This window comes from Nocardioides sp. S5-5 (genome assembly GCF_054954065.1).
This window is the reverse complement of sequence record NZ_CP199913.1, coordinates 4,750,024-4,770,006: the sequence shown is the minus strand read 5'-3', so window position 1 is coordinate 4,770,006 and position 19,983 is coordinate 4,750,024. Positions and strand designations below refer to the sequence as shown.

Annotated in this window: 15 protein-coding genes; 10 read left to right on the top strand and 5 right to left on the bottom strand. The window is 73.7% G+C overall.

All coding sequences use genetic code 11. The features are described from left to right. The first annotated feature begins 82 nt into the window (after positions 1-82). Positions 83-1,738 (top strand): LuxR C-terminal-related transcriptional regulator, encoded by a 1,656-nt coding sequence (locus tag ACUP6Y_RS23065; protein ID WP_462553319.1) that lies wholly within the window; start codon positions 83-85, stop codon positions 1,736-1,738. Positions 1,739-1,915: 177 nt separating this feature from the next. On the opposite strand, the gene vapC is transcribed toward ACUP6Y_RS23065, so the two are convergent. Both vapC and ACUP6Y_RS23055 read right to left on the bottom strand, forming a co-directional pair. Continuing rightward, the gene (vapC, locus tag ACUP6Y_RS23060) at positions 1,916-2,320 is read right to left on the bottom strand and encodes a type II toxin-antitoxin system VapC family toxin (RefSeq protein WP_462553317.1); all 405 of its coding nucleotides are present in this window, start codon (positions 2,318-2,320) and stop codon (positions 1,916-1,918) included. Beyond that, a complete protein-coding gene (locus ACUP6Y_RS23055) occupies positions 2,317-2,526 on the bottom strand; it encodes a type II toxin-antitoxin system VapB family antitoxin (RefSeq protein WP_462553316.1) in 210 nt (69 codons plus the stop codon). Before ACUP6Y_RS23055 ends, vapC begins: the two co-directional genes overlap by 4 nt. 158 nt (positions 2,527-2,684) lie before the next feature. Here ACUP6Y_RS23055 and ACUP6Y_RS23050 point away from each other — a divergent pair, with 158 nt between their 5' ends. The 4 genes from ACUP6Y_RS23050 to ACUP6Y_RS23035 all read left to right on the top strand — a co-directional run bounded on the left by ACUP6Y_RS23050 (position 2,685) and on the right by ACUP6Y_RS23035 (position 9,589). Further along, positions 2,685-4,805: a DEAD/DEAH box helicase gene (locus ACUP6Y_RS23050; protein WP_462553315.1), complete on the top strand. Its 2,121-nt coding sequence runs from the start codon at positions 2,685-2,687 to the stop codon at positions 4,803-4,805. A 97-nt stretch (positions 4,806-4,902) separates the two neighbouring features. After that, positions 4,903-6,093, top strand: a complete 1,191-nt coding sequence (locus ACUP6Y_RS23045) for a hypothetical protein (protein ID WP_462553313.1) — start codon at positions 4,903-4,905, stop codon at positions 6,091-6,093. A gap of 38 nt (positions 6,094-6,131) precedes the next feature. After that, positions 6,132-8,900, top strand: coding sequence for a DEAD/DEAH box helicase (locus tag ACUP6Y_RS23040; protein WP_462553312.1), 2,769 nt, complete (start codon positions 6,132-6,134; stop codon positions 8,898-8,900). Beyond that, positions 8,900-9,589: an SWIM zinc finger family protein gene (locus ACUP6Y_RS23035; protein WP_462553311.1), complete on the top strand. Its 690-nt coding sequence runs from the start codon at positions 8,900-8,902 to the stop codon at positions 9,587-9,589. The genes ACUP6Y_RS23040 and ACUP6Y_RS23035 overlap by 1 nt, the downstream gene beginning before the upstream one ends. Positions 9,590-9,610: 21 nt before the next feature. Here ACUP6Y_RS23035 and ACUP6Y_RS23030 read toward each other — a convergent pair whose 3' ends face one another. Together ACUP6Y_RS23030 and ACUP6Y_RS23025 are read right to left on the bottom strand one after the other, a co-directional pair. Next, positions 9,611-11,206: a phospholipase D family protein gene (locus ACUP6Y_RS23030; protein ID WP_462553310.1), complete on the bottom strand. Its 1,596-nt coding sequence runs from the start codon at positions 11,204-11,206 to the stop codon at positions 9,611-9,613. A 25-nt stretch (positions 11,207-11,231) separates the two neighbouring features. Beyond that, positions 11,232-11,975, bottom strand: a complete 744-nt coding sequence (locus ACUP6Y_RS23025) for a PaaX family transcriptional regulator C-terminal domain-containing protein (protein WP_462553309.1) — start codon at positions 11,973-11,975, stop codon at positions 11,232-11,234. Positions 11,976-12,031: 56 nt separating this feature from the next. On the opposite strand from ACUP6Y_RS23025, the gene ACUP6Y_RS23020 reads away from it, so the two are divergent. Beyond that, complete coding sequence (locus ACUP6Y_RS23020) at positions 12,032-13,663, top strand: acyl-CoA dehydrogenase family protein (RefSeq protein ID WP_462553308.1); 1,632 nt, start codon at positions 12,032-12,034, stop codon at positions 13,661-13,663. A 49-nt stretch (positions 13,664-13,712) separates the two neighbouring features. On the opposite strand, the gene ACUP6Y_RS23015 is transcribed toward ACUP6Y_RS23020, so the two are convergent. Beyond that, entirely contained in the window at positions 13,713-14,321 is a 609-nt protein-coding gene (locus ACUP6Y_RS23015) for an SACE_7040 family transcriptional regulator (RefSeq protein ID WP_462553306.1), read from the bottom strand. Positions 14,322-14,444: 123 nt separating this feature from the next. Between ACUP6Y_RS23015 and ACUP6Y_RS23010 the strand changes: the two genes are divergently transcribed. Genes ACUP6Y_RS23010 through ACUP6Y_RS22995 form a run of 4 tightly spaced genes read left to right on the top strand, consistent with a single transcriptional unit; the run spans position 14,445 to position 19,981 of the window. Then, positions 14,445-15,593: a ScyD/ScyE family protein gene (locus tag ACUP6Y_RS23010; RefSeq protein WP_462553305.1), complete on the top strand. Its 1,149-nt coding sequence runs from the start codon at positions 14,445-14,447 to the stop codon at positions 15,591-15,593. A gap of 43 nt (positions 15,594-15,636) precedes the next feature. After that, entirely contained in the window at positions 15,637-17,181 is a 1,545-nt protein-coding gene (locus ACUP6Y_RS23005; RefSeq protein WP_462553304.1) for an acyl-CoA carboxylase subunit beta, read from the top strand. A gap of 5 nt (positions 17,182-17,186) precedes the next feature. Next, complete coding sequence (locus ACUP6Y_RS23000) at positions 17,187-19,037, top strand: acetyl/propionyl/methylcrotonyl-CoA carboxylase subunit alpha (protein ID WP_462553303.1); 1,851 nt, start codon at positions 17,187-17,189, stop codon at positions 19,035-19,037. Next, complete coding sequence (locus ACUP6Y_RS22995) at positions 19,034-19,981, top strand: hydroxymethylglutaryl-CoA lyase (RefSeq protein WP_462553302.1); 948 nt, start codon at positions 19,034-19,036, stop codon at positions 19,979-19,981. Before ACUP6Y_RS23000 ends, ACUP6Y_RS22995 begins: the two co-directional genes overlap by 4 nt. The last annotated feature ends 2 nt before the right edge of the window (positions 19,982-19,983 follow it).

Sequence of the window (19,983 nt, the reverse complement as noted above, 5' to 3'; positions counted from 1 at the left end):
CGGGAGGGCCCGCGTCGGTAGGGAACCGTCGTAATCCGGGATCCCGCGGTGAAGAGGCGCGGTCCGTGGGAACGTTCGGGTCATGGACCGCGACGCGCTGCTCGACGACGTGCTCCGGCACCTCGCGGAGGGGACGCCGGAGATCGCCCGTACCGCCTGTCTCGCCGCGGCGGCCGGCGGGACGGGCGACGCGAGCGCGGTGGCGCACGGTCTGGCCGCCCTCGCCGACTTCTGGCTGGGCGACTTCGCCGACGCGACCCGGCACGCGTCCTACGGCCTCGCTCGGGCCGGCGAGGCCCGGACCCGCGCCCTGTGCCTCGCCGCCGCCGCGCTCGCGGCGGGCGGCGACCTCCACGCCCCCGCCGTCGACGAGGACGAGCTGCGCCGGTTGCTCGCCGCGGCCGACGAGCCGGGCTCACGGTGGTGGTCGGCGGTGCGATACGTCGCCGCCGAGGCCGCCCTCGTCGGCGCCCGGATCCGCGACGCGGCAGCGTTCGACACCCTCGGCCCGCCCGGTGGCGAGGCCTGGGCGGGGCACCCCTTCGCTGCCGTGCTGTGGATCTGCCAGGCGCGGATCGCCGCGTTCTCGGGCCGGATCGAAGCGGCCGACGCCCTGCTCGGCCCGATCCGCGACGCCGTCCTCCCCGGCGCCCGCATCGCACCCGTCGTCGAGGCCGTTGCCGTGCTGGTGCGGGGCAACGCCGGCGACGAGGACGGTGTCCGGGTGGCGGAGGCCATCGCCGCCCAGGTGCCGGCCGAGCCGCGCGACTTCATCGACCGTGGGGCACTGCTCCTCCTCTCCTATGGCGCGATCGCGCTCTACGACGTGGCCGGCGCCGCTGCGCTCGCCTTCCGGGCCGGCGACGACGAGGCGCTGAGCCGCTGCACCCTGATCGACCGCGCCATCTGCTTCGAGATGTTCCTCCACGCCGCCCTCCTCGAGCAGGACCGGGGCGCCGTCGAGGCCTGGCTCGCTGCTCTCACGGACCTGGCCGAGCACCCGATCACCGAGCCCACGGTGGAACGGGCCCGCGCCCGGGTCGCGATCGAGGCCGGTGACGCCGCGACCGCGATCGAGCTGCTCACCGCCAGCATCAAGCGCTGCATCGCCGACGACCGCGGGGTCGAGGCCGGTGAGGGCCAGATCCTGCTCGCCCGCGCCCGGATCCTCGACGCGGACATCGGCACCGCCTCCCGCAGCCTGCGCGCACTCGTCGCCGAGAGCGACCGCGCTGGCTTCGGCGCCATCCGCCGAGCCGCCGGTGCCACCCTCGCCACCTCCGGCCGCCGTCTGCCGCCGGTGGCCGGCGCCGGCTGGGACGTCTTGTCGGCGCGCGAGGCGGAGGTCGCCCGGGCGGTGCTGGCAGGCCAGGAGGTGGAGGAGATCGCGGCGTCCCTGTTCCTGTCGCCCCGCACCGTGCGCACCCACCTGTCCCGGGTGCTCTGCGCCTTCGGCGTCGCCACCCGGGTCGGCCTGCTCGCCGCGGTCGCCGGCACCCCGCCGGCCTCCGCCTCCCGCGCACGCCTTGCCGGCGTCCATGCCGCCGGCGCCCCCGCTCTCAGCCCGCGTCAGGCCGAGGTCGCCGCCTTGGTCGCTGCGGGGCGCACCAACCCGCAGATCGCGGACGACCTGGGCATCTCGGTGAAGGGCGTCGAGAAGCACGTCGGTGACGTGTTGCTGCGCTGGAACGCCGCGTCGCGCTTCGAGCTGGCCCGGATCTGGTGGTCGTTGGCCTGACCGGCGCTCCGGCCCAGTCGGCCGCTCCGTCCCGACCGTCGACGACAGCGCGGTCAGGCTGCCGGAGAACAGGTGCAGCCGCTGGCGTCTCGGGTCACCAGCGGCTGCGTGCAGAACACTACGACGCCGGTGGCCGGGCCGTCCCGGGAATGGCAAGGATCGGTGCCCGAGGATCCATCAGGGGGCGAGCAGGGAGTGCTCGCGCAGGTCGCTCACCTCCCCGATCACGCTGAAGTCGGCGTCGCGGTGGAGCAGCGGGACGTCGTGTCGGATGGCGATCGCGGCGATGAGGCAGTCGACCTTCGAGCGGACCGTCCGACCGGTACGGCGGACTGCTCGATAGATCTCTGCCGCGGAGCGGAAGTCGAGCTCGGGCTCGGCGGTCAAGGTCGTGAACGACCCCATGATGCGATCGATCCGGCGCACGGTCAGCTCGTCGGTCGGCCCCATGAGCAGCTCCATGACCACCGGTTCCGTGGTCGCCACGTCCTCGCTCCTGATCAGGTCCCGCAGCGCCTCGTTGCCGGGATGTCCGGGACGTCGGAAGTAGTCGACCCACACAGAGCTGTCGACGAGGCTCACCACGTCTCGACCGGGTCGTCCCGGATCGCGTCCAGGTCGCCGTCCCAGCCCATGCCCTCGTAGCTCAGGATCTCCTCGGGTGTGAGCTTGGGCCCGGCCGCCCTCCGCAGGGCGAGGTCCACCGCCTCGCGCTTGGTCCGCAGGCCGTACTTCTTCATGACACGGGCGACGAGATCGTCGTCGATGTCGATGTTGGTGCGTGTCATACACACAAATTACACCTCCTGTCGGGTTGGCGCTCACCGTAGGCGATCGGCCCGACAGGAGGCCGATTCGACGGTTGGACCTGTGGAGAACCTGCTGTCCACAGCCGAGCCTGTGGATGGACGCCCGACGTGTCGGGCCGCGCTGGTAGACACGGGGCATGGACACCCAGGCCCCCACCGATGCCGCCGTCCGCACCCGTGCGGAGGAGCATCTCCGCGCCCTCGTCGGCCGCCCCGACGCGACCCTGTACGACGACCAGTGGGCCGCCATCGCGGCGCTGGTCGTCGATCGGCGCCGCGCCCTCGTCGTGCAGCGCACCGGGTGGGGCAAGTCCGCGGTCTACTTCGTGGCGACCCTCCTCCTGCGCGAGCAGGGCAGCGGCCCGACGGTGATCATCTCGCCGTTGCTGGCCCTGATGCGCAACCAGATCGCGGCGGCGGAGCGGGCCGGGATCCGGGCGGTGACGGTCAACTCGACCAACATGGAGCAGTGGGACGAGGTCCACCGCGCGATCGCGGCGGGCGAGGTCGACGTGCTGCTGGTCAGTCCGGAGCGCCTCAACAACCCGGGCTTTCGCGACGAGGTGCTGCCCCGGCTGGCGGCGACCTGCGGCCTGCTGGTCGTCGACGAGGCGCACTGCATCTCCGACTGGGGCCACGACTTCCGGCCCGACTACCGACGGATCCGGACCCTGCTGCGCGAGCTGCCCGCCGGCATCCCGGTGCTCGCGACCACCGCCACCGCCAACCAGCGCGTCACCGACGACGTCGCCGAGCAGCTGGGCGGAGAGGCGCTGGTGCTGCGCGGCTCCCTCGACCGGGCGTCGCTGCGGCTGGGCGTGGTGCGGCTGACCACGGCCGAGCAGCGGCTGGCCTGGCTGGCCGACCACCTCGCCGAGCAGCCCGGCAGCGGCATCGTCTACTGCCTGACCGTGGCCGCCACCCAGGAAGTCGCCGACTACCTGCGCTCGCGCGGGCACCAGGTGGCGGCGTACTCCGGCCAGACCGAGCAGACCGAGCGGCTGGCGCTGGAGCAGGCGCTGGTCGACGGGGAGGTCAAGGCGCTGGTGGCGACGAGCGCGCTCGGCATGGGCTTCGACGCGGCGCTCGGGTTCGTGGTCAACCTGGGTGCGCCCAACAGCCCGGTGGCCTACTACCAGCAGGTCGGCCGCGCGGGTCGCGGCACGGTCGACGACGCCACGGTGGTGCTGCTGCCGGCCACCGAGGACCGTGACATCTGGGCGTACTTCGCCTCGCTCGCGTTCCCCCGCGAGGAGCTGGTCCGCGAGACGCTCGCGGTGCTGGCCGAGGAGGGCCGCGCGCTGAGCACCGCCGCGCTCGAGCCGCGGGTCGACCTGTCCCGCAACCGGCTCGAGACCATGCTCAAGGTGCTCGATGTCGACGGTGCCGTCCGACGGGTCAAGGGCGGCTGGGAGGCGACCGGCGAGCCGTGGTCCTACGACGAGGAGCGCTACGCGCGCGTCGCGGCCGCGCGTCAGGCCGAGCAACAGGCGATGCTCGACTACCTGCGCAGCGACGAGTGCCGGATGCGCTACCTGCGCCGTCAGCTCGACGACCCGGCGGTGCTGGCCGACCCGGAGTGGCGCTGCGGGCGCTGCGACAACTGTGGCGGACTCGGGCTGTCGACGGAGGTCTCGGCCGCGGCGGTGGAGGAGGCCGCCGACCGGATCGCCCGGCCCGGAGTGCCGATCGAGCCGCGCAAGCTGTGGCCCACCGGGCTGTCGGCGATCGGGATCAGCCGGTCCGGGAAGATCAAGCAGCCCGCAGAGGAGGGGCGAGCGATCGCGCGGCTGACCGACCTCGGCCACGGGGCGGCGCTGCGGGGGCTGTTCGCGCTCGACGCCCCCGACGGGCCGGTGCCCGACCCGCTCGCCCGGGCGATGGTCACCATGCTCCGCGACTGGCAGCCGCGGGTCGAGGCGATCGTCGTCGCCGAGTCCGAGCGGAAGCCGCAGCTCACCGCCGACCTGGCGGCCGGCCTGTCCCGGTTCCTGCAGGTGCCGGTCGTCGGCCGGTGGGCGGTCGTCGACCTGTCCGTCGGTGCCGACCGGGGTGCGACCAACTCCGCGCAACGGGTGGCCGCGGTCAGCCGCCGGTGCGCGCTCCAGCTCGACGACCCGGCGGCGGCGGAGGGCCGCCGGGTGCTGCTCGTCGACGATCGGCTGGTCACCGGGTGGTCGCTGACCCTGGGGGCGGAGGCGCTCCACGCGGCCGGGGCGACGGCCGTCGTACCTCTGGTGCTGGGGGTGGCCGGATGAACGCGTCGGCCTTCGGCCGGGGGCCGCCCCGACCGATCGCGCGAGGTCGACGCCCACCTCCCGCGATCTGGCGTCTGCCGGTCCTAGAGTCGAAAGCATGACCGACGACGCTCCCGCGAACGGCACCCCCGAGCAGCCTGGCGACGGGCCGCCGCCCCCGCCCGGGGCGTCGGCGCCGGAGACCGTGATTCGGCCGCCGGCGTCCGCGATCGTCGCCGACCCCGACGACGCTCCGGCCGCCGATGCCCGTGGTGCCGGCCAACCGCCGCCGCCGCCCCAGGCGGGTCTGCCCGGCCCGATCGAACCCGACCCTCCGACCCGAGCCACCCGTACCGGAACCACCGGCGGCGTGATCGCCCTCGGGACGGGCCTGCTCGCCGCCGCCGTGGTCATTGCCGGTTTCCGCAGCCGCAGCGGGGACGACGGCCTCGACTGGTCCAACTACGGCGTCGGGCTCGGTGCCACCGCGGTGCTGCTGGTGATCGCCGTGCTCGGCGCCCTCGCCGGCCGTGCGAGCGGCCGGGCCCGCGAGGAGGTCGTCACCTGGCCGGGCGCGGTGGGCATCCTCGCCACGGGCCTGATGATCGGGATCGGGATCAACCGCGGCGACAGCTGGGTGGCGTACCTGATCGGTGGCGTCATGGTCGTGCTGGCGGTGATCGGGTACGTCGCCGTGCGCCGCGCCGCCTTCGTCGTGGTCGCGATCCTCGGGTTGGCCCTCGTCTACGGGGTCGCGTTCGACGACCTGCTCGCCGACAGCGTCGGCGAGGATCATCTGCAGGTGACCGGGGCGGTCCTGGTCGCGGTATTCGTCGTGGCGGTCACGGTCGTCGGCTGGGCTCTGCCCAGTCGGGCCGTGTCCGGCGTGGTGGTGGGAGTGTCCGGCCTGGCCGGCATCCTCGGCATCCTGGCGTCCTTCGCGGTGCTGCGGTTCCTCGGCGACATCTTCGGCGGCATGTCGGGGATGCTGCTCGGCGACGACCCGTCGATGGCCACGGCGATCGGCGTGTCGGGTGGGTTCCGCGAGGCCGACGTGTGGTGGGTGGTTGCGATCGGCGGTGCCCTCGCGCTGCTGTGGGCCCTGGCCGCCGCGGTGTCCGGCCACTCGGGCTTCTCGATCCTCGCCATCGCGATGCCCGCGCTCGGCGCGCCGCTGGCGTCGATCGCCCTGGCGGCCGAGCACCCGACGTGGTGGGCGGCCAGCACGGCGGTGGCCGGGGGTGTCCTCCTGCTCGGCGGGACGTTCCTCGCGCGGCTGCGCGGTCGACGTACCGCGGCAGGTGGGTGAAGGAACTTCGTGTCGGCCCCACCCGTTAGCGTCCCCATGTGAGCTTCGTTCCCGTCTCCGGACCCGCGACCTTCCGCCCCGGGGACCCGGCGACCATCGAGTTCACCGACATCGCCGGCGCCCGCCGGATCGCGTTGCCGGTCAGCGCGGCGCTGCCGGTGCTGAGCCGATCGCGGTCGACGGACGAGGCCCACGCCAGCGTGCGCCTGCTGAGCGGGGCGGCGCTTCTCGGGCTGCGCCTGGTCGCGGCCGGGAAGGTGGCGCCCGACCAGTCCGGGCGGGCCTGGCGGGTCGACGGCCTGGATCCGCGCGACCACGAGGCCGTCGACCGTCTCGCGCGCTCCTTCGACGTCGCCGGCGAGATCGTCCGCGGGATGCTCGACGCCGTCGCCGACACCCTGCCGCGCGCGGCGCCGTCCGCCCGGCGGACGACGGAGCGGTCGCCCGAGCGCGAGCCGGCGCGGGAGCCGGCAGCGGACGGCACCCCCGACCGGTTCGCCGAGCGGGTGCGCCGCCGGATGGCCGAGCGGCGCGATGACGGCGTGCTGCCCGAGCTGGTGCGGGTCTCGCTGCGGGTCGAGGCCGACGAGGAGGAGCTGGTCGCGGGCACGGTGCGGCTGGTGCTGCAGGTCCACGACGAGCGCGACCCGCTCCACGTCTGCGACGCCGCGCTGCTGTGGACCGGCGGGGCGGCCGAGCACGGCTTCGGCAGCCGGGCACGGGTCCATGCCAGCATCGCGCTGCGGGCGGCCGCCGACGCCTGGCCGGTCCTCGACCGGCTGCTCGCCCTCGCCGTCCCCGACCAGCTGACCCTCGACGGCGCCGAGATCGCGGGCCTGCTCGAGCACGTCGGTGCGCTGCGCGACGCGCGCGTCGACGTCCACTGGCCGCGGTCGCTCGGTCCGGAGCTGACCACCCGTGCGGTGCTCGACCGGCGCCGTGAGGGCGCCGGACCGGGCCGCGGTGAGGAGTTGCCGCTGCAGGACAGCCCGTTCTCGACCGAGGGCCTCTTCTCGTTCTCGTGGCAGGTCTCGCTGCACGGTGAGGAGCTCACCGCCGAGGAGATGGCGGAGCTGGCGAGGGCGGCCAGTCCGGTCATCAAGCTGCGTGGTGCCTGGACGGTGGTGGATCCGACCGTCGCCGAGCGGGCCCGCAAGCGGCTGATCCGCAAGGCCACCGGTGCGCAGGCGCTGGCCGCGGCGCTGACCGGGGTCACCGATCTGCCCGCCACCGGCGACGAGCAGCCGGCCACGACCGAGGTGATCGTCGGCGCCAGCCTGCTGACGGTCCGCGAGCAGGTCCTCGACGCGGCGACCCGGACGCCGATCCCCGAGCCGGCGGGCCTCGCCGCGCGACTGCGCGACTACCAGCGCCACGGCCTCACCTGGCTTGCCGACCTCACCGGCCTCGGCCTCGGCGCCTGCCTCGCCGACGACATGGGTCTCGGCAAGACGATCACGCTGATCTCGCTCCACCTCCACCGCCTCGAGCAGGGCCGCTCCCAGGGCGGCCCGACCCTCGTGGTCTGCCCGGCCAGCCTGCTCGGGAACTGGGAGGCCGAGGTCGAGAGGTTCGCACCCGGCACACCCGTGCGCCGCTTCCACGGCGGCTCCCGCTCGCTCGAGGGTCTCGGCGGGCTCGGTCCGCACGGTGGCGGGTTCGTGCTGACGACCTACGGCACGCTGCGCCGCGACGCCGACACCCTGGCCGCCGTCGCCTGGGACCTGGTGGTCGTCGACGAGGCCCAGCACGTCAAGAACTCTCGTACGTCGACCGCCCGGGCCCTGCGCCGCCTGCCCAGCCGAGCCCGGGTGGCGTTGACCGGCACGCCCGTCGAGAACGACCTCACCGAGCTCTGGTCGATCCTCGACTGGTGTGTTCCGGGGCTGCTCGGCAGCCGGCAGGCGTTCCGCCGGGTGTGGGGGGCGCCGATCGAGTCGGGTGCCGAGCCGACGAAGGCGCGGCAGTTCGCGGACCTGATCGGTCCGTTCCTGCTGCGCCGCCGCAAGTCCGATCCCGGCATCGCGCCGGAGCTGCCGCCGAAGACGGAGACCGACCACCTGCTCGGCCTGACCCGCGAGCAGGTCGTTCTCTACGAGGCGTTCGTCAGGGACACCATGGAGCGCATCGAGCGCGCCGACGAGGAGACCCGCCGCGGCCTGGTGCTCGCGCTGCTCACCGGTCTCAAGCAGATCTGCAACCACCCCGCCCAGTTCCTCAAGCAGTCCGGCGCGGTCCGGCTCACTGGCCGCTCCGAGAAGCTCGAGCTGCTCGACGAGCTGGTCACCACCGTGCTCGCCGAGGACGGAGCGGTCCTGGTGTTCACGCAGTACGTCGCGATGGCCCGCCTCGTCGAGCAGCATCTCACCGCGCTCGGCGTACCCCATCAGTTCCTTCACGGCGGTACCCCCGTCGCGCGGCGCGAGGAGATGGTCCGTCGCTTCCAGGCGGCCGAGGTGCCGGTCTTCCTGCTCTCGCTCAAGGCGGGCGGCACCGGCTTGAACCTGACCCGCGCCGACCATGTCGTCCACTTCGACCGCTGGTGGAACCCCGCGGTCGAGGAGCAGGCCACCGACCGGGCCTATCGGATCGGCCAGACCCGGCCGGTGCAGGTCCACCGGATGGTCACCCGCGGCACGATCGAGGAGCGCGTGGCCCACCTGCTCGACCGCAAGCGCCAGCTCGCCGACGCGGTCCTGGCCCGCGGTGACGCGGCGCTCACCGAGTTGAGCAACGAGGAGCTGCGCGACCTGGTGACCCTGCGCCGTCAGGCGCGGGAGGCGGCGGACGCGGAGGAGTGCGACTGATGCGCACCACCTTCACCCGCCAGACCCAGCCCACGCGCGGCGTCCGCTCCTGGTGGGGCAAGGCCTGGCAGCGGGCGGTCGAGGAGGCGGCGTACTCCGACGCGGAGCTGCGCCCGGGCCGCACCCATGCCCGCCGCGGCGACGTCGGTGCCGTCAGCATCGAGCCAGGTGTGATCCTCGCCGCCTGTCGCGACGGCGACGACGCCTGGACGGTCCAGATCGGCGTGCCCGTCCTCGACGCCGCCGCCCGCACCGCCCTCGTCGAGGCGGTCGCCGCGGAGTCCGGCCGGATCGCCGAGCTGCTCGCCGGCAACCTTCCCCACGACCTCGTCGAGCATGCGGAGGAGGTCGGCGTCGAGCTGCTGCCGTACGGCGGCGAGCTGACCGCGACCTGTACCTGCTCCCACTACCTCGACCCCTGTCCCCACGCCATCGCCGTCCTGGTCCAGGCCGGCTGGCTGGTCGACGTCGACCCGCTGGTGCTCTTCGCCCTACGCGGCGTCGAGCGCGACGACCTGCTGGCCGACCTGCACGCCCGCACCGCCTCGGTCCCGGGCGTCGGCGACCGGCCGGTCCTGTCCGCCGCCCTCGCCGACGACGTCGAGCTGGTCGTCGACGCGGCCGTCCGGGCACAGCGGCTGGTTGCGCTGTTCGAGGCCGGCGCGGAGCTGCCCGACGGGCTGCTCTGAGGGCAGGCAGCCCTCAGGGCATCACCAGAACCGACCACGCAGGCGCTGTCGCCAGGGCCGTCCGTCGGGGTCGTGCAGGACGCGGTAGAGCACGCCGGCCAGGGGACGCCGCCAGGGCGGCAGCACCGGCTCGGGCAGCCGGCGCAGCCGGCCGGGCGGCCGCGGGCCGCGGCGACCTCCGGCGTGCCAGGCGTCGAGCGCGTCGGCGGAGGCGGTGAGTGCCGCGAACAGGGCGCGGCCGTCGAGCGGGCCGGGATCGGGCTCGCGGTCGAGGTGCTCGGCGATCAGGAGGCCGCGCAGCCGCGCGGCGTAGCCGGCACCGATCGCGGTGTCCGCGTCGTCGCGCACCGCCACGGTCAGCTCGGAGTCGCAGGTCCACGAGCGCCGGCAGAAGTTGTCCGAGCCGATCGTGGCCCACGCGTCGTCGAGCACGCAAACCTTGGCGTGGACGTAGACCGGCACACCCGCGGGACTCTCCAGAGCGAGGAAGGCGACCCGATCCGGGGCCGCCGCCCGCAGTCGCCGGATGGCCCGCTGTCGGCCGAGCAGCTGCGGGTCGCGGTTGAGCGTGCCGTCCTGGTCCGGGTGCATCGGCAGCACGGCCACGACGTGGAGGTCGGGGGCGCGCTCCAGCGCGTCGCTCAGGACCCGGCTCATCTGGTCGCCCCAGAGGAACTGGTCCTCGAGGTAGACCAGGGAGCGGACCCGGTCGAGCGCCTTGGTGTAGCCGCGTGCCACCGAGCGCTCGCCGGCGGGCGCGAAGTCGTAGGCCCAGCCGATGCCGAGTCTCGGGTAGGTGCGCAGGAGCTGGACGGCGTGGGTCCCTGCAGGCGGAGGTGGCGGGGCCTGGGGCGGGAGCGGTCGGCGCTCGGCGTCGAGGTCGGCGCGGGCGTCGCGCAGGCGGCGTACCGGGTTGCGGGTGGTGGGGCTGGTGTCCTCCCAGCGCTCGCGGAAGACCGTCTCGACGTCGGCGACCGCGGGACCGCGGAGGGCGACCTGGACGTCGTGCCAGGGCGGGGTGGGGCCGTACTCCTCGGCGATGTCGATGGCTTGGGGATCGCCGCGGTGCGCGGTGTCGTCGCGCCGGCCGTGGCACAGGTCGATGCCGCCGACGAAGGCGACGTCGCGGGTCGGGTCGTCGCGGTGCCGGATCACGACGAACTTCTGGTGGTGGGCGCCGGCCGGGCGCACCCGCATGTCGAGCTGGACGTCCGCGCCGAGCTCCTGGAGCTGGTCGCCGAGCTCGAGGTGGTCCTCGGCGCTGTAGCCGAACAGGCCCGTGTGCGAACGCCAGATGAGCGCCCGTACGTCGGCGCCGCGCCGGATCGCCGCACCGAGCACCTCGACCAGCTCGCTGCCGGCGGTGCCGGTCAGCCGCTCGTCGCCGTTGCCCTGCCAGTCGGTGAAGAGCACCAGGTCGCCGGGGCCGGTCCGGGCGAGGCAGGCGGCGAGCTCGGCGAAGTACGTCGCCCCATGCACCAGCGGTGTCGCCCGGTTGCCGAGCGACCAGGCGGCGGTGCCGGGCTTGTCGGCGTCGAGCACGGTGTGGGCGTTGCCACGCTCGACGGAGGTGAGGAACCAGGAGGCGTGATCGCCGGCGGGGACCTGCTCATGCACTCCTGTAGACAACACCATGCGCGGTTCAGCGGCGGCGCGGGGGTTCGCCCGCGGCCGCGGAGAGGGCGAGCTCGCGCAGCTCGTCCTGGTAGCCGGCGTACGTCGTCCGCATCCTCGCCGCCGGCCAGTCGGCCGGCAGCAGAGCGGCCGGCAGCAACGGGTCGGAGGCGAGGTGACGGACGACGCGCGCGGCGACCGCGAGCCGCGGGGCCGGGGCGGTGGTCCGCTCGAACCGGCTCAGCAGGTCGCGTCCGGCGTCGGCCCAGCCGGCCAGGTCCCACAGCCGGGTCGCCAGGTTCGCGGGGTCGTCGTCGGGCGTGACGGTGAAGGCGCTGAGGACCGGCTCACCGGCGTACCCCCGCGCCCGGCGAAGGTTCGCCGGGCGGGTCCACACGCCCTCGCGCAGCTCGGCGAGTCGGTACGACGTCAGTCGGTCCCGCAGCGCGGCCCGCTCCGCGCCGGTGCGGCCGGCGACCACGACGACCGCCATCTCCCAGGTGCCGTCCCAGCGGGTCTCGGCGTCGAGGACCGCCTCGTCCTGCCGGCGCTGGCGCGAGGCCAGCCGCTCGCCGAGGACGTAGTCGCCGTCGGCTCGGCGCAGGTCGCCCGCTGCCACCGCCCGGGTCAGCGCGACCCGGGCGGTGGCGGACGGTACGCCGAAGTGCTCGCCCGCGCGCACCAGCTCGGCGGCGGACATCCGGTCCGGGTGCGAGCCGAGCAGCAGACTCAGCATCACCGAGCGTGCCGACAGGGCGGGCAGGTCCTCCACGAAAGCTGATGCTACACATCTGGACACGGTCGTTGTGAAAACCGTAATATCACGTCATGGCTACGCACGAGGTCGTCAACCAGGTCCCGCCGCTCGTCGGCCACGACACCTCCGCGGACCCCGCGCTGCGTGAGGGCATCGAGCGCGAGGGCGCCGGATGGGCGCTGCCCGAGATCCAGGAGGTCGGGCGCCTGGCGGGCACGGCACCGGCGCAGGAGTGGGGTCGAATGGCCGAGCGGGTGCCGCCGCGGCTGCTGACCCACGACCGCTACGGGCGGCGCATCGACGAGGTGGAGTACGTGCCGGCGTACCACCGGCTGATGGAGACCGCCGTCTCCCACGGCATCCACGCCGCCCCGTGGGCCGACGACCGTCCGGGCGCGCACGTCGCCCGTGCCGCGAAGTTCTACTCCTGGAACGTCGACGCGGGGCACGGCTGCCCGATCTCGATGACCTACGCCGTCGTCCCGGCCCTGCGTGCCAACCCGGAGCTCGCCGCGCGGTTCGAGCCGCTGCTCACCAACCGCGCGTACGACTTCGGCCTGCGCGACCCCGAGACCAAGCGCGGCCTGATCGCCGGCATGTCGATGACCGAGAAGCAGGGCGGCTCCGACGTCCGCGCCAACACGACCACCGCGACTCCTCTCGCCGGCGAGCCCGGGGCGTACCGGATCGTCGGTCACAAGTGGTTCACCTCGGCGCCGATGTCCGACCTGTTCCTCACCCTCGCGCAGGCGCCGGGCGGGCTGTCGTGCTTCCTGCTGCCGCGGGTGCTGCCCGGCGGCGAGGCCAACCCGATCCGCTTCATGCGCCTCAAGGACAAGCTCGGCAACAAGTCCAACGCGTCGTCGGAGATCGAGTACGACGACGCGCTCGGCTGGCTCGTCGGCGAGGAGGGCCGCGGGGTCAAGACGATCGTCGAGATGGTCAACATGACCCGTCTCGACTGCGTGATCGGCTCGGCGTCCGGCATGCGGTCCGCGCTGGTGCAGGCGGCGCACCACGCCCGCCACCGCGCGGCCTTCGGCAAGCTGCTCATCGACCAGCCGCTGATGCGCAACGTCCTCGCCGACCTCGCGGTCGAGTCCGAGGCCGCCACCACCGCGATGATGCGCCTCGCGGGAGCCAACGACCGCGCGATCCGAGGCGACGCCGGTGAGGCGGCGCTGCGCCGGCTCGCGCTCGCCGCCACGAAGTACTACGTCTGCAAGCGTGGCCCGGTCCTCGCCAACGAGGCGCTCGAGTGCCTCGGCGGCAACGGCTACATCGAGGACTTCGACCTGGCCCGCATCTACCGCGAGCTGCCGCTCCTCTCCATCTGGGAGGGATCCGGCAATGTCGCCGCCCTCGACGCGCTGCGCGCCATCGGCCGCGAGCCGGAGTCCCTCGACGCGTTCTTCGCCGAGGCCGAGCTCGCCGTCGGGGTCGACAGCCGGTACGACGACGCGCTCACGTCGCTCAAGAAGGAGCTCACGGACGTCGACGACATCGAGCTGCGCGCCCGCCGGCTGGTCGAGCAGATCGCCGTGATCTTCCAGGCCGGCCTGCTGATCCGCTTCGCGCCGGGCGCCGTCGCCGACGCCTTCTGCGCCAGCCGGCTGGGACGCGACTGGGGCAGTGCGTTCGGCACCCTGCCCCCCGGCCTCGACCTCGGGCCGATCCTGGAGCGGAGTCAGCCGGGGTTCTGAGGGGGTTGCAGGTTTCTCAAGGGATGCAGCCAAACCTGCGCTTCCCAGTTCAAATTTGACCAGGGGAGTGCGGGTTTGGCTGCATCCCTTGAGAAACCTGCACCCCGAGCGCCCCCAACGCCATCGACGCCAGCAGTTCGCGCAGGGCGGCGTCGGGGATCCCGTGACCGGCGCGGGGGGTGGAGTTGAGCAGACCGAACGCGGCCTGGGCGGCGGCGTGGGCTCGGGGCTTGTCCAGGTCGGGGCGCAGGGAGCGGAGCTGGTCGGCCCACAGGTCGACGTACGCGCGCTGGAGGCGTCGGACCTGCTGGCGGGCGTGCTCGGGGAGCGACTCCCAGTCGCGGTCCTGGACGATGATGAGCGGGCGGTGGCCGAGGGCGAACTCGACGTGCCAGTCGACGAGTCCGCGCAGCGCGGCGGAGGGGTCGCCGGCGCCGGCGGCGACGCGCTCGCGGCCGACCTCGAGCAGGCGCTCGCTGATGGAGGTCAGCATCTCGGCGAGCACCGCCTGCTTCGAGGCGAAGTGCTTGTAGAGCGCGGGGCCGGAGATGCCGCAGGCCGCGCCGAGGTCGGCGACGGAGACGCCGTGGAAGCCGCGGGCGGCGAACAGTTCGGCGGCGGTGGCCAGGATCTGCTCGCGGCGGGTCGGCTCGGTCACCCCCGAAGGCTACCCACGCCGACCCGTCCCCCCGATGGGGCATGACGCGGCCGGTCCGCCGCTGCTAGGCAGGAGGACGGTGCGGTCCGCGCCATCGACCCGAGGGAGCGGGGGAGCAGGCAGATGGACAGGCGAGTGATCAGAACGGCGACGGCGGTGGTGACCCTGGCCCTCGTGGCGGCGGGCGGCCCGGCCGTGGCGAAGCGAGGCGGCGAGAGGGACGGTGGTCGGGCGACGGTCACCGCGCTCGACGGGCCGCGGGGCGTGGACGCCCTCGGTCACGGCCGCGTCCTCGTCACGGAGACGAACGGCGACTTCAGCCTGGTCGTCGAGCGTCGGCACAAGCCCGCCCGGGTGGTGCCGCTCGGCAATCTGCCGACCGACTTCCCGCCCGCGATCGCGCAGGGCACGCACGGCACCGTCTACCTGCTGACCGGCGCGTCCGGTCCGCCGCCGGAGGAGTCGGCGCGGATGCTGCGGGGCGCGGACGAGCCGGCGGCCGGGGCCACGCTCTACAAGTGGCGTCCCGGCTGGGGCAGCCCCCGGCCGGTCGCCGACATCGGGGCCTACCAGGCGAGTGATCCCGACCCCGACGACCAGGAGGGCTTCCCCGAGGACAGCAACCCCTTCGGGCTCGCGGCGTTGCGTGACGGCACGGTCCTGGTGGCCGACGCGGCGGGCAACGACCTGCTCCGGGTGTGGCCCAACGGCCGCATCGTGACGGTGGCGCGGCTCAAGCCGCGGCTGGTCGAGGTACCCGCCGGGCTGCCCGAGGTGCCACCGGAGGAGGGCGGCCCGCTGCCGCCCGCCGGGACGCCGATCCTGGCCGAGGCGGTCGCCACGTCGGTGACGGTCGGCGCCGACGGCTACTGGTACGTCGGCGAGCTGCGCGGCTTCCCGGCCACCCCCGGCACCTCCCAGATCTGGCGGGTCGCTCCCGGCTCGCAGAACGCGACGTGCGACCCCGAGCATCCGTGGACCGGCCGCTGCAAGAGGTACGCCGACGGGCTCACCTCGATCACGGACCTCGCCGCGGGCAGGGACGGCGTGTACGCGCTGGAGCTGTCGAAGGCCAGCTGGCTCTCCTCGGAGCTCGGCCTGCCGGGCTCCGAGGTCGGCGGCCTGTTCCTGGTGCGCAAGCCGGGCCGGTACCCGCGGACGGTCGAGCTGCTGCCCGACCAGCTGATCCTGCCGGGCGGGGTCGACGTCAGCGACCACGTCTACGTGGCCGGGCCGCTGTTCGGTCCGGGCGCGCTGCTCCGTCTTCGGTAGGCGGGGTATTGCACGACAGGTTAACGATCATTAACCTGTCCTTGTGTCCGAGACTTCCGAGCCCACCCTCCGCGACCTCGCCGCCGACCTGCGCGAGCGCCTCGCGCGCGTGCGTCAGGGCGGCAGCGAGGCGGCCCGCACCAAGCACACCGACCGCGGCAAGCTCCTCGCCCGCGACCGGGTCGACGGCCTGCTCGACCCCGGCAGCCCGTTCCTGGAGCTGGCGCCGCTGGCGGCGTACGGTATGTACGGCAAGCCGGGCGAGGACCATGCCGTCCCCGCGGCCGGCGTCGTCGCCGGCATCGGCCGGGTCGAGGGCCGCAACGTCATGGTCGTCGCCAACGACGCGACGGTGAAGGGCGGCACCTACTACCCGATGACGGTCAAGAAGCACCTGCGGGCACAGGCGATCGCGGCGGAGAACGCGCTGCCGTGCGTCTACCTGGTCGACTCCGGCGGCGCCTTCTTGCCGATGCAGGACGAGGTGTTCCCCGACAAAGAGCACTTCGGCCGGATCTTCTTCAACCAGGCCACCATGTCCGCCCGTGGGATCCCGCAGCTCGCCGCGGTGATGGGCTCCTGCACCGCCGGCGGCGCCTATGTCCCGGCGATGTCCGACGAGACCGTCATCGTCAAGAACCAGGGCACCATCTTCCTCGGCGGCCCGCCGCTGGTGAAGGCCGCGACCGGCGAGGTCGTCAGCGCCGAGGACCTCGGCGGCGGCGACGTGCATGCCCGCAAGTCCGGGGTCGTCGACCACCTCGCCGACGACGACGCCCACGCGCTGCGCATCCTGCGCGGCATCGTCGACACCCTCCCCGCCCCCGCCGCCGCCGAGCGGACCGAGGTGGAGGACCCGCACGAGTCGCCGGAGAGCATCTACGACGTGGTGCCGTCGAGCACCCGCACGCCGTACGACGTCCGCGAGGTGATCCGGCGCCTGGTCGACGGCAGCCGGCTCCAGGAGTTCAAGCAGCTGTACGGCGAGACCCTGGTCTGCGGGTTCGCCCGGATCCACGGCCACCCGGTCGGCATCGTCGCCAACAACGGCATCCTCTTCAGCGAGTCCGCGCTCAAGGGCGCGCACTTCGTGGAGCTGTGCAACCAGCGTGGCATCCCGCTGCTGTTCCTGCAGAACATCTCCGGCTTCATGGTCGGCCGCGAGTACGAGAACCGTGGCATCGCCCGCGACGGCGCCAAGCTGGTCACCGCGGTCGCCTGCTCCGTCGTACCGAAGCTGACGGTCGTCGTCGGCGGGTCCTTCGGCGCCGGCAACTACGGCATGTGCGGTCGCGCCTACGACCCGCGCTTCTTGTGGATGTGGCCGAACTCCCGGATCTCCGTGATGGGCGGCGACCAGGCGGCCAACGTGCTCGCCACCGTCGCCGGCCGCGAGGACGACGAGGAGTTCAAGCAGCCGATCAAGGACCAGTACGAGACCCAGGGCTCGCCCTACTACGCGTCCGCGCGACTGTGGGACGACGGCGTGATCGACCCCGCCGACACCCGCCGCATCCTCGGGATGGCTCTCGAGGTCGTGACCGCGGTGCCGACGCCCGCCCCCAACTACGGCATCTTCAGGATGTGATCGCGATGGTTTCGACAGGCTCAACCAGCATCCGGACCCTCCTCGTCGCCAACCGGGGCGAGATCGCCCGGCGCGTCTTCCGCACCTGCCGCGACCTCGGCATCCGCACCGTCGCGGTCCACACCGACCTCGACGTCGACGCGCTGCACGTCCGCGACGCCGACGTCGCGCTCCGCGTGCCGTCGTACCTCGACGGCGACGCCGTCCTGGCCGCCGCGAAGGAGGCCGGAGCCGACGCGATCCACCCCGGCTACGGCTTCCTCTCCGAGAACGCCGGCTTCGCGGCCGCCGTCACCGGCGCGGGCATCGCCTGGGTCGGCCCGAGCCCGAAGGTGATCGAGCAGATGGGCCGCAAGGACGCGGCCCGCGACCTCGCCGTCGCGGCCGGGGTGCCGGTGGTGCCGTCGTACGGCATCGACGAGGACCCCGCGACCTTCGCCTACCCGGTGCTGGTCAAGGCCGCCGCCGGCGGCGGCGGCAAGGGGATGCGCGTGGTCCGGGAGGCAGCCGACTTCGACGCCGCCGTCGCGGCCGCGAAGCGCGAGGCCGCCAGCGCGTTCGGCGACGACACCATCCTGATCGAGAAGTACGTCGAGCGCGGCCGGCACATCGAGGTGCAGGTGCTCGGCGACAGCCACGGCACCGTCGTCCACCTCGGCACCCGCGAGTGCTCGGTGCAGCGCCGCCACCAGAAGGTGCTCGAGGAGGCGCCCGCGCCCGCGCTCGACGACGACCTGCGCGAGCGGATCCACACCTCGGCCGTCGCGCTCTCCGCGTCCGTGGGCTACGAGAACGCCGGCACCATCGAGTACCTCCTCGACGCGAGCACCGGTGACTTCTACTTCCTGGAGATGAACACCCGGCTCCAGGTCGAGCACCCGGTCACCGAGATCCACAGCGGGACCGACCTCGTGGCGCTGCAGATCGCCGTTGCCGCTGGTGATCCGCTGCCGTTCGACCAGTCCCGGCTGCGGTTCTACGACCACGCCATCGAGGCCCGGATCTACGCCGAGGACGCCTTCGGCGGCTTCCTCCCGCAGGCCGGTACGGCGACCGTCGTCTCCTGGCCCGAGGCCGCGCGCGTCGACCACGCGCTCGAGTCCGGCCAGGTCGTGAGCACGTCGTACGACCCGATGCTGGGCAAGGTGATCGTCTGCGGTCGCGACCGCGAGGCCGCCCGCCGCGCGCTCGTCGCCGCGCTCGACGACACCGCGATCCTCGGTCTGACCACCAACACCGGCTTCCTGCGCGTGCTGGCGGCGGGCGAGGAGTTCGCGGTCCCCGGCGGCATCGACACCGCGTGGCTGGACCGACACGACGTCGCGTCCCCGGACCCCGCGCCCGCACGGGAGATCGCCGCCCGGCTCTGGCTCGATGCCAACACCGTGTCGAGTGGTCCGTTCGCCGGCGACGGCTTCCGGATGGGCGCACCCGCGGCGGCTCCGGTCGTGGAGTTCACCGACGGCGCCGTGACGGTTTCCCGGGCACAACGTCATTCGTTCCGTGGGCGACCGCCCACGGAACGAATGACGTCACGTGTCTCGGCCCACCACGTCGAGCTCGCCCACCACGGCCAGCGCTACGTCTTCGACCGTCCCGACGCCAGCGCGGACCACGGGGCCGCCGCGGGCGACGGCACCATCGTCGCGCCGATGCCGGGCACCGTCCTCGACGTGAAGGTCGCGGTCGGCGACACCGTCGCCGAGGGCGACCTCCTCGGCGTCGTGGAGGCGATGAAGATGGAGCTGGCGCTCAAGGCGCCGTACGCCGGCACGGTGACCGCCGTCGGCGCGAGCACCGGCCAGCAGGTGGCCCTGGGGGCGGAGCTGTTCGTGGTCGAGGGGAGCGAGTCGTGACCGGGCTGCCGATGGTCGTCCCCGAGCCGGGCCTGCCGACCGAGGTCACGATCTACGAGGTCGGCCCGCGCGACGGCCTGCAGAACGAGAAGTCCGTCGTACCGACCGAGGTCAAGGCCGCCTTCGTGAAGCGGCTGATCGCCGCCGGGCTGCCGGTCGTCGAGGCCACCAGCTTCGTCCACCCGCGGTGGGTGCCCCAGCTGGCCGATGCCGCCGAGCTGATGACCGGTCTCACCGCCGACCTCGGCGACGCCGCCCGCAGGCTACCGGTGCTCGTCCCCAACCAGCGCGGCCTCGACCGGGCCGTCGAGCTCGGCCTGCGCCACGTCGCGGTCTTCGCCTCGGCGACCGATACCTTCGCAAGCAAGAACCTCAACCGCACGCTGGAGTCGCAGTTCGAGATGTTCGAGCCGACGATCAGGGCGGCGCTGGATGCCGGGATGGACGTGCGCGGCTACGTCTCGATGTGCTTCGGCGACCCGTGGGAGGGTGCCGTCCCGGTCGGGCAGGTCGTCGCCGTCGGCAGGCGCCTCCTCGATCTCGGGGTCGGCCAGCTCAGCCTCGGCGACACCATCGGCGTCGCCACCGCCGGCCACGTCAAGGCGCTGGTCGCCGCGTTCGCCGATGCCGGTGTCGGCTGCGAGCGGCTCGCCCTGCACTTCCACGACACCTACGGCCAGGCGCTCACCAACGTCCATGCCGGGCTGCAGGCCGGCGTCACGACGTACGACGCGTCGGCGGGCGGCCTGGGCGGCTGCCCGTACGCCCAGAGCGCCACCGGCAACCTCGCCACCGAGGACCTGGTCTGGTTCCTCACCGGCCTCGGCATCGAGCACGGTGTCGACCTCGACGCGGTCGTCGGCACCAGCGTCTGGATGGCCGAGCAGCTCGGCCGGCCCAGTCCCTCCGCCGTCGTCCGGGCCCTGGCGGGCAGCAGCTCCTGACC

Excerpts from the sequence above, each read along its gene's own strand:
- ACUP6Y_RS23065 (WP_462553319.1), top strand. The coding sequence starts at position 83 with ATGGACCGCGACGCGCTGCTCGACGACGTGCTCCGGCACCTCGCGGAG.
- ACUP6Y_RS23010 (WP_462553305.1), top strand. The coding sequence starts at position 14,445 with ATGGACAGGCGAGTGATCAGAACGGCGACGGCGGTGGTGACCCTGGCC.
- ACUP6Y_RS23050 (WP_462553315.1), top strand. The coding sequence starts at position 2,685 with ATGGACACCCAGGCCCCCACCGATGCCGCCGTCCGCACCCGTGCGGAG.
- ACUP6Y_RS23035 (WP_462553311.1), top strand. The coding sequence starts at position 8,900 with ATGCGCACCACCTTCACCCGCCAGACCCAGCCCACGCGCGGCGTCCGC.
- ACUP6Y_RS23020 (WP_462553308.1), top strand. The coding sequence starts at position 12,032 with ATGGCTACGCACGAGGTCGTCAACCAGGTCCCGCCGCTCGTCGGCCAC.
- ACUP6Y_RS23055 (WP_462553316.1), bottom strand. The coding sequence starts at position 2,526 with ATGACACGCACCAACATCGACATCGACGACGATCTCGTCGCCCGTGTC.
- ACUP6Y_RS23045 (WP_462553313.1), top strand. The coding sequence starts at position 4,903 with ATGACCGACGACGCTCCCGCGAACGGCACCCCCGAGCAGCCTGGCGAC.
- ACUP6Y_RS23000 (WP_462553303.1), top strand. The coding sequence starts at position 17,187 with ATGGTTTCGACAGGCTCAACCAGCATCCGGACCCTCCTCGTCGCCAAC.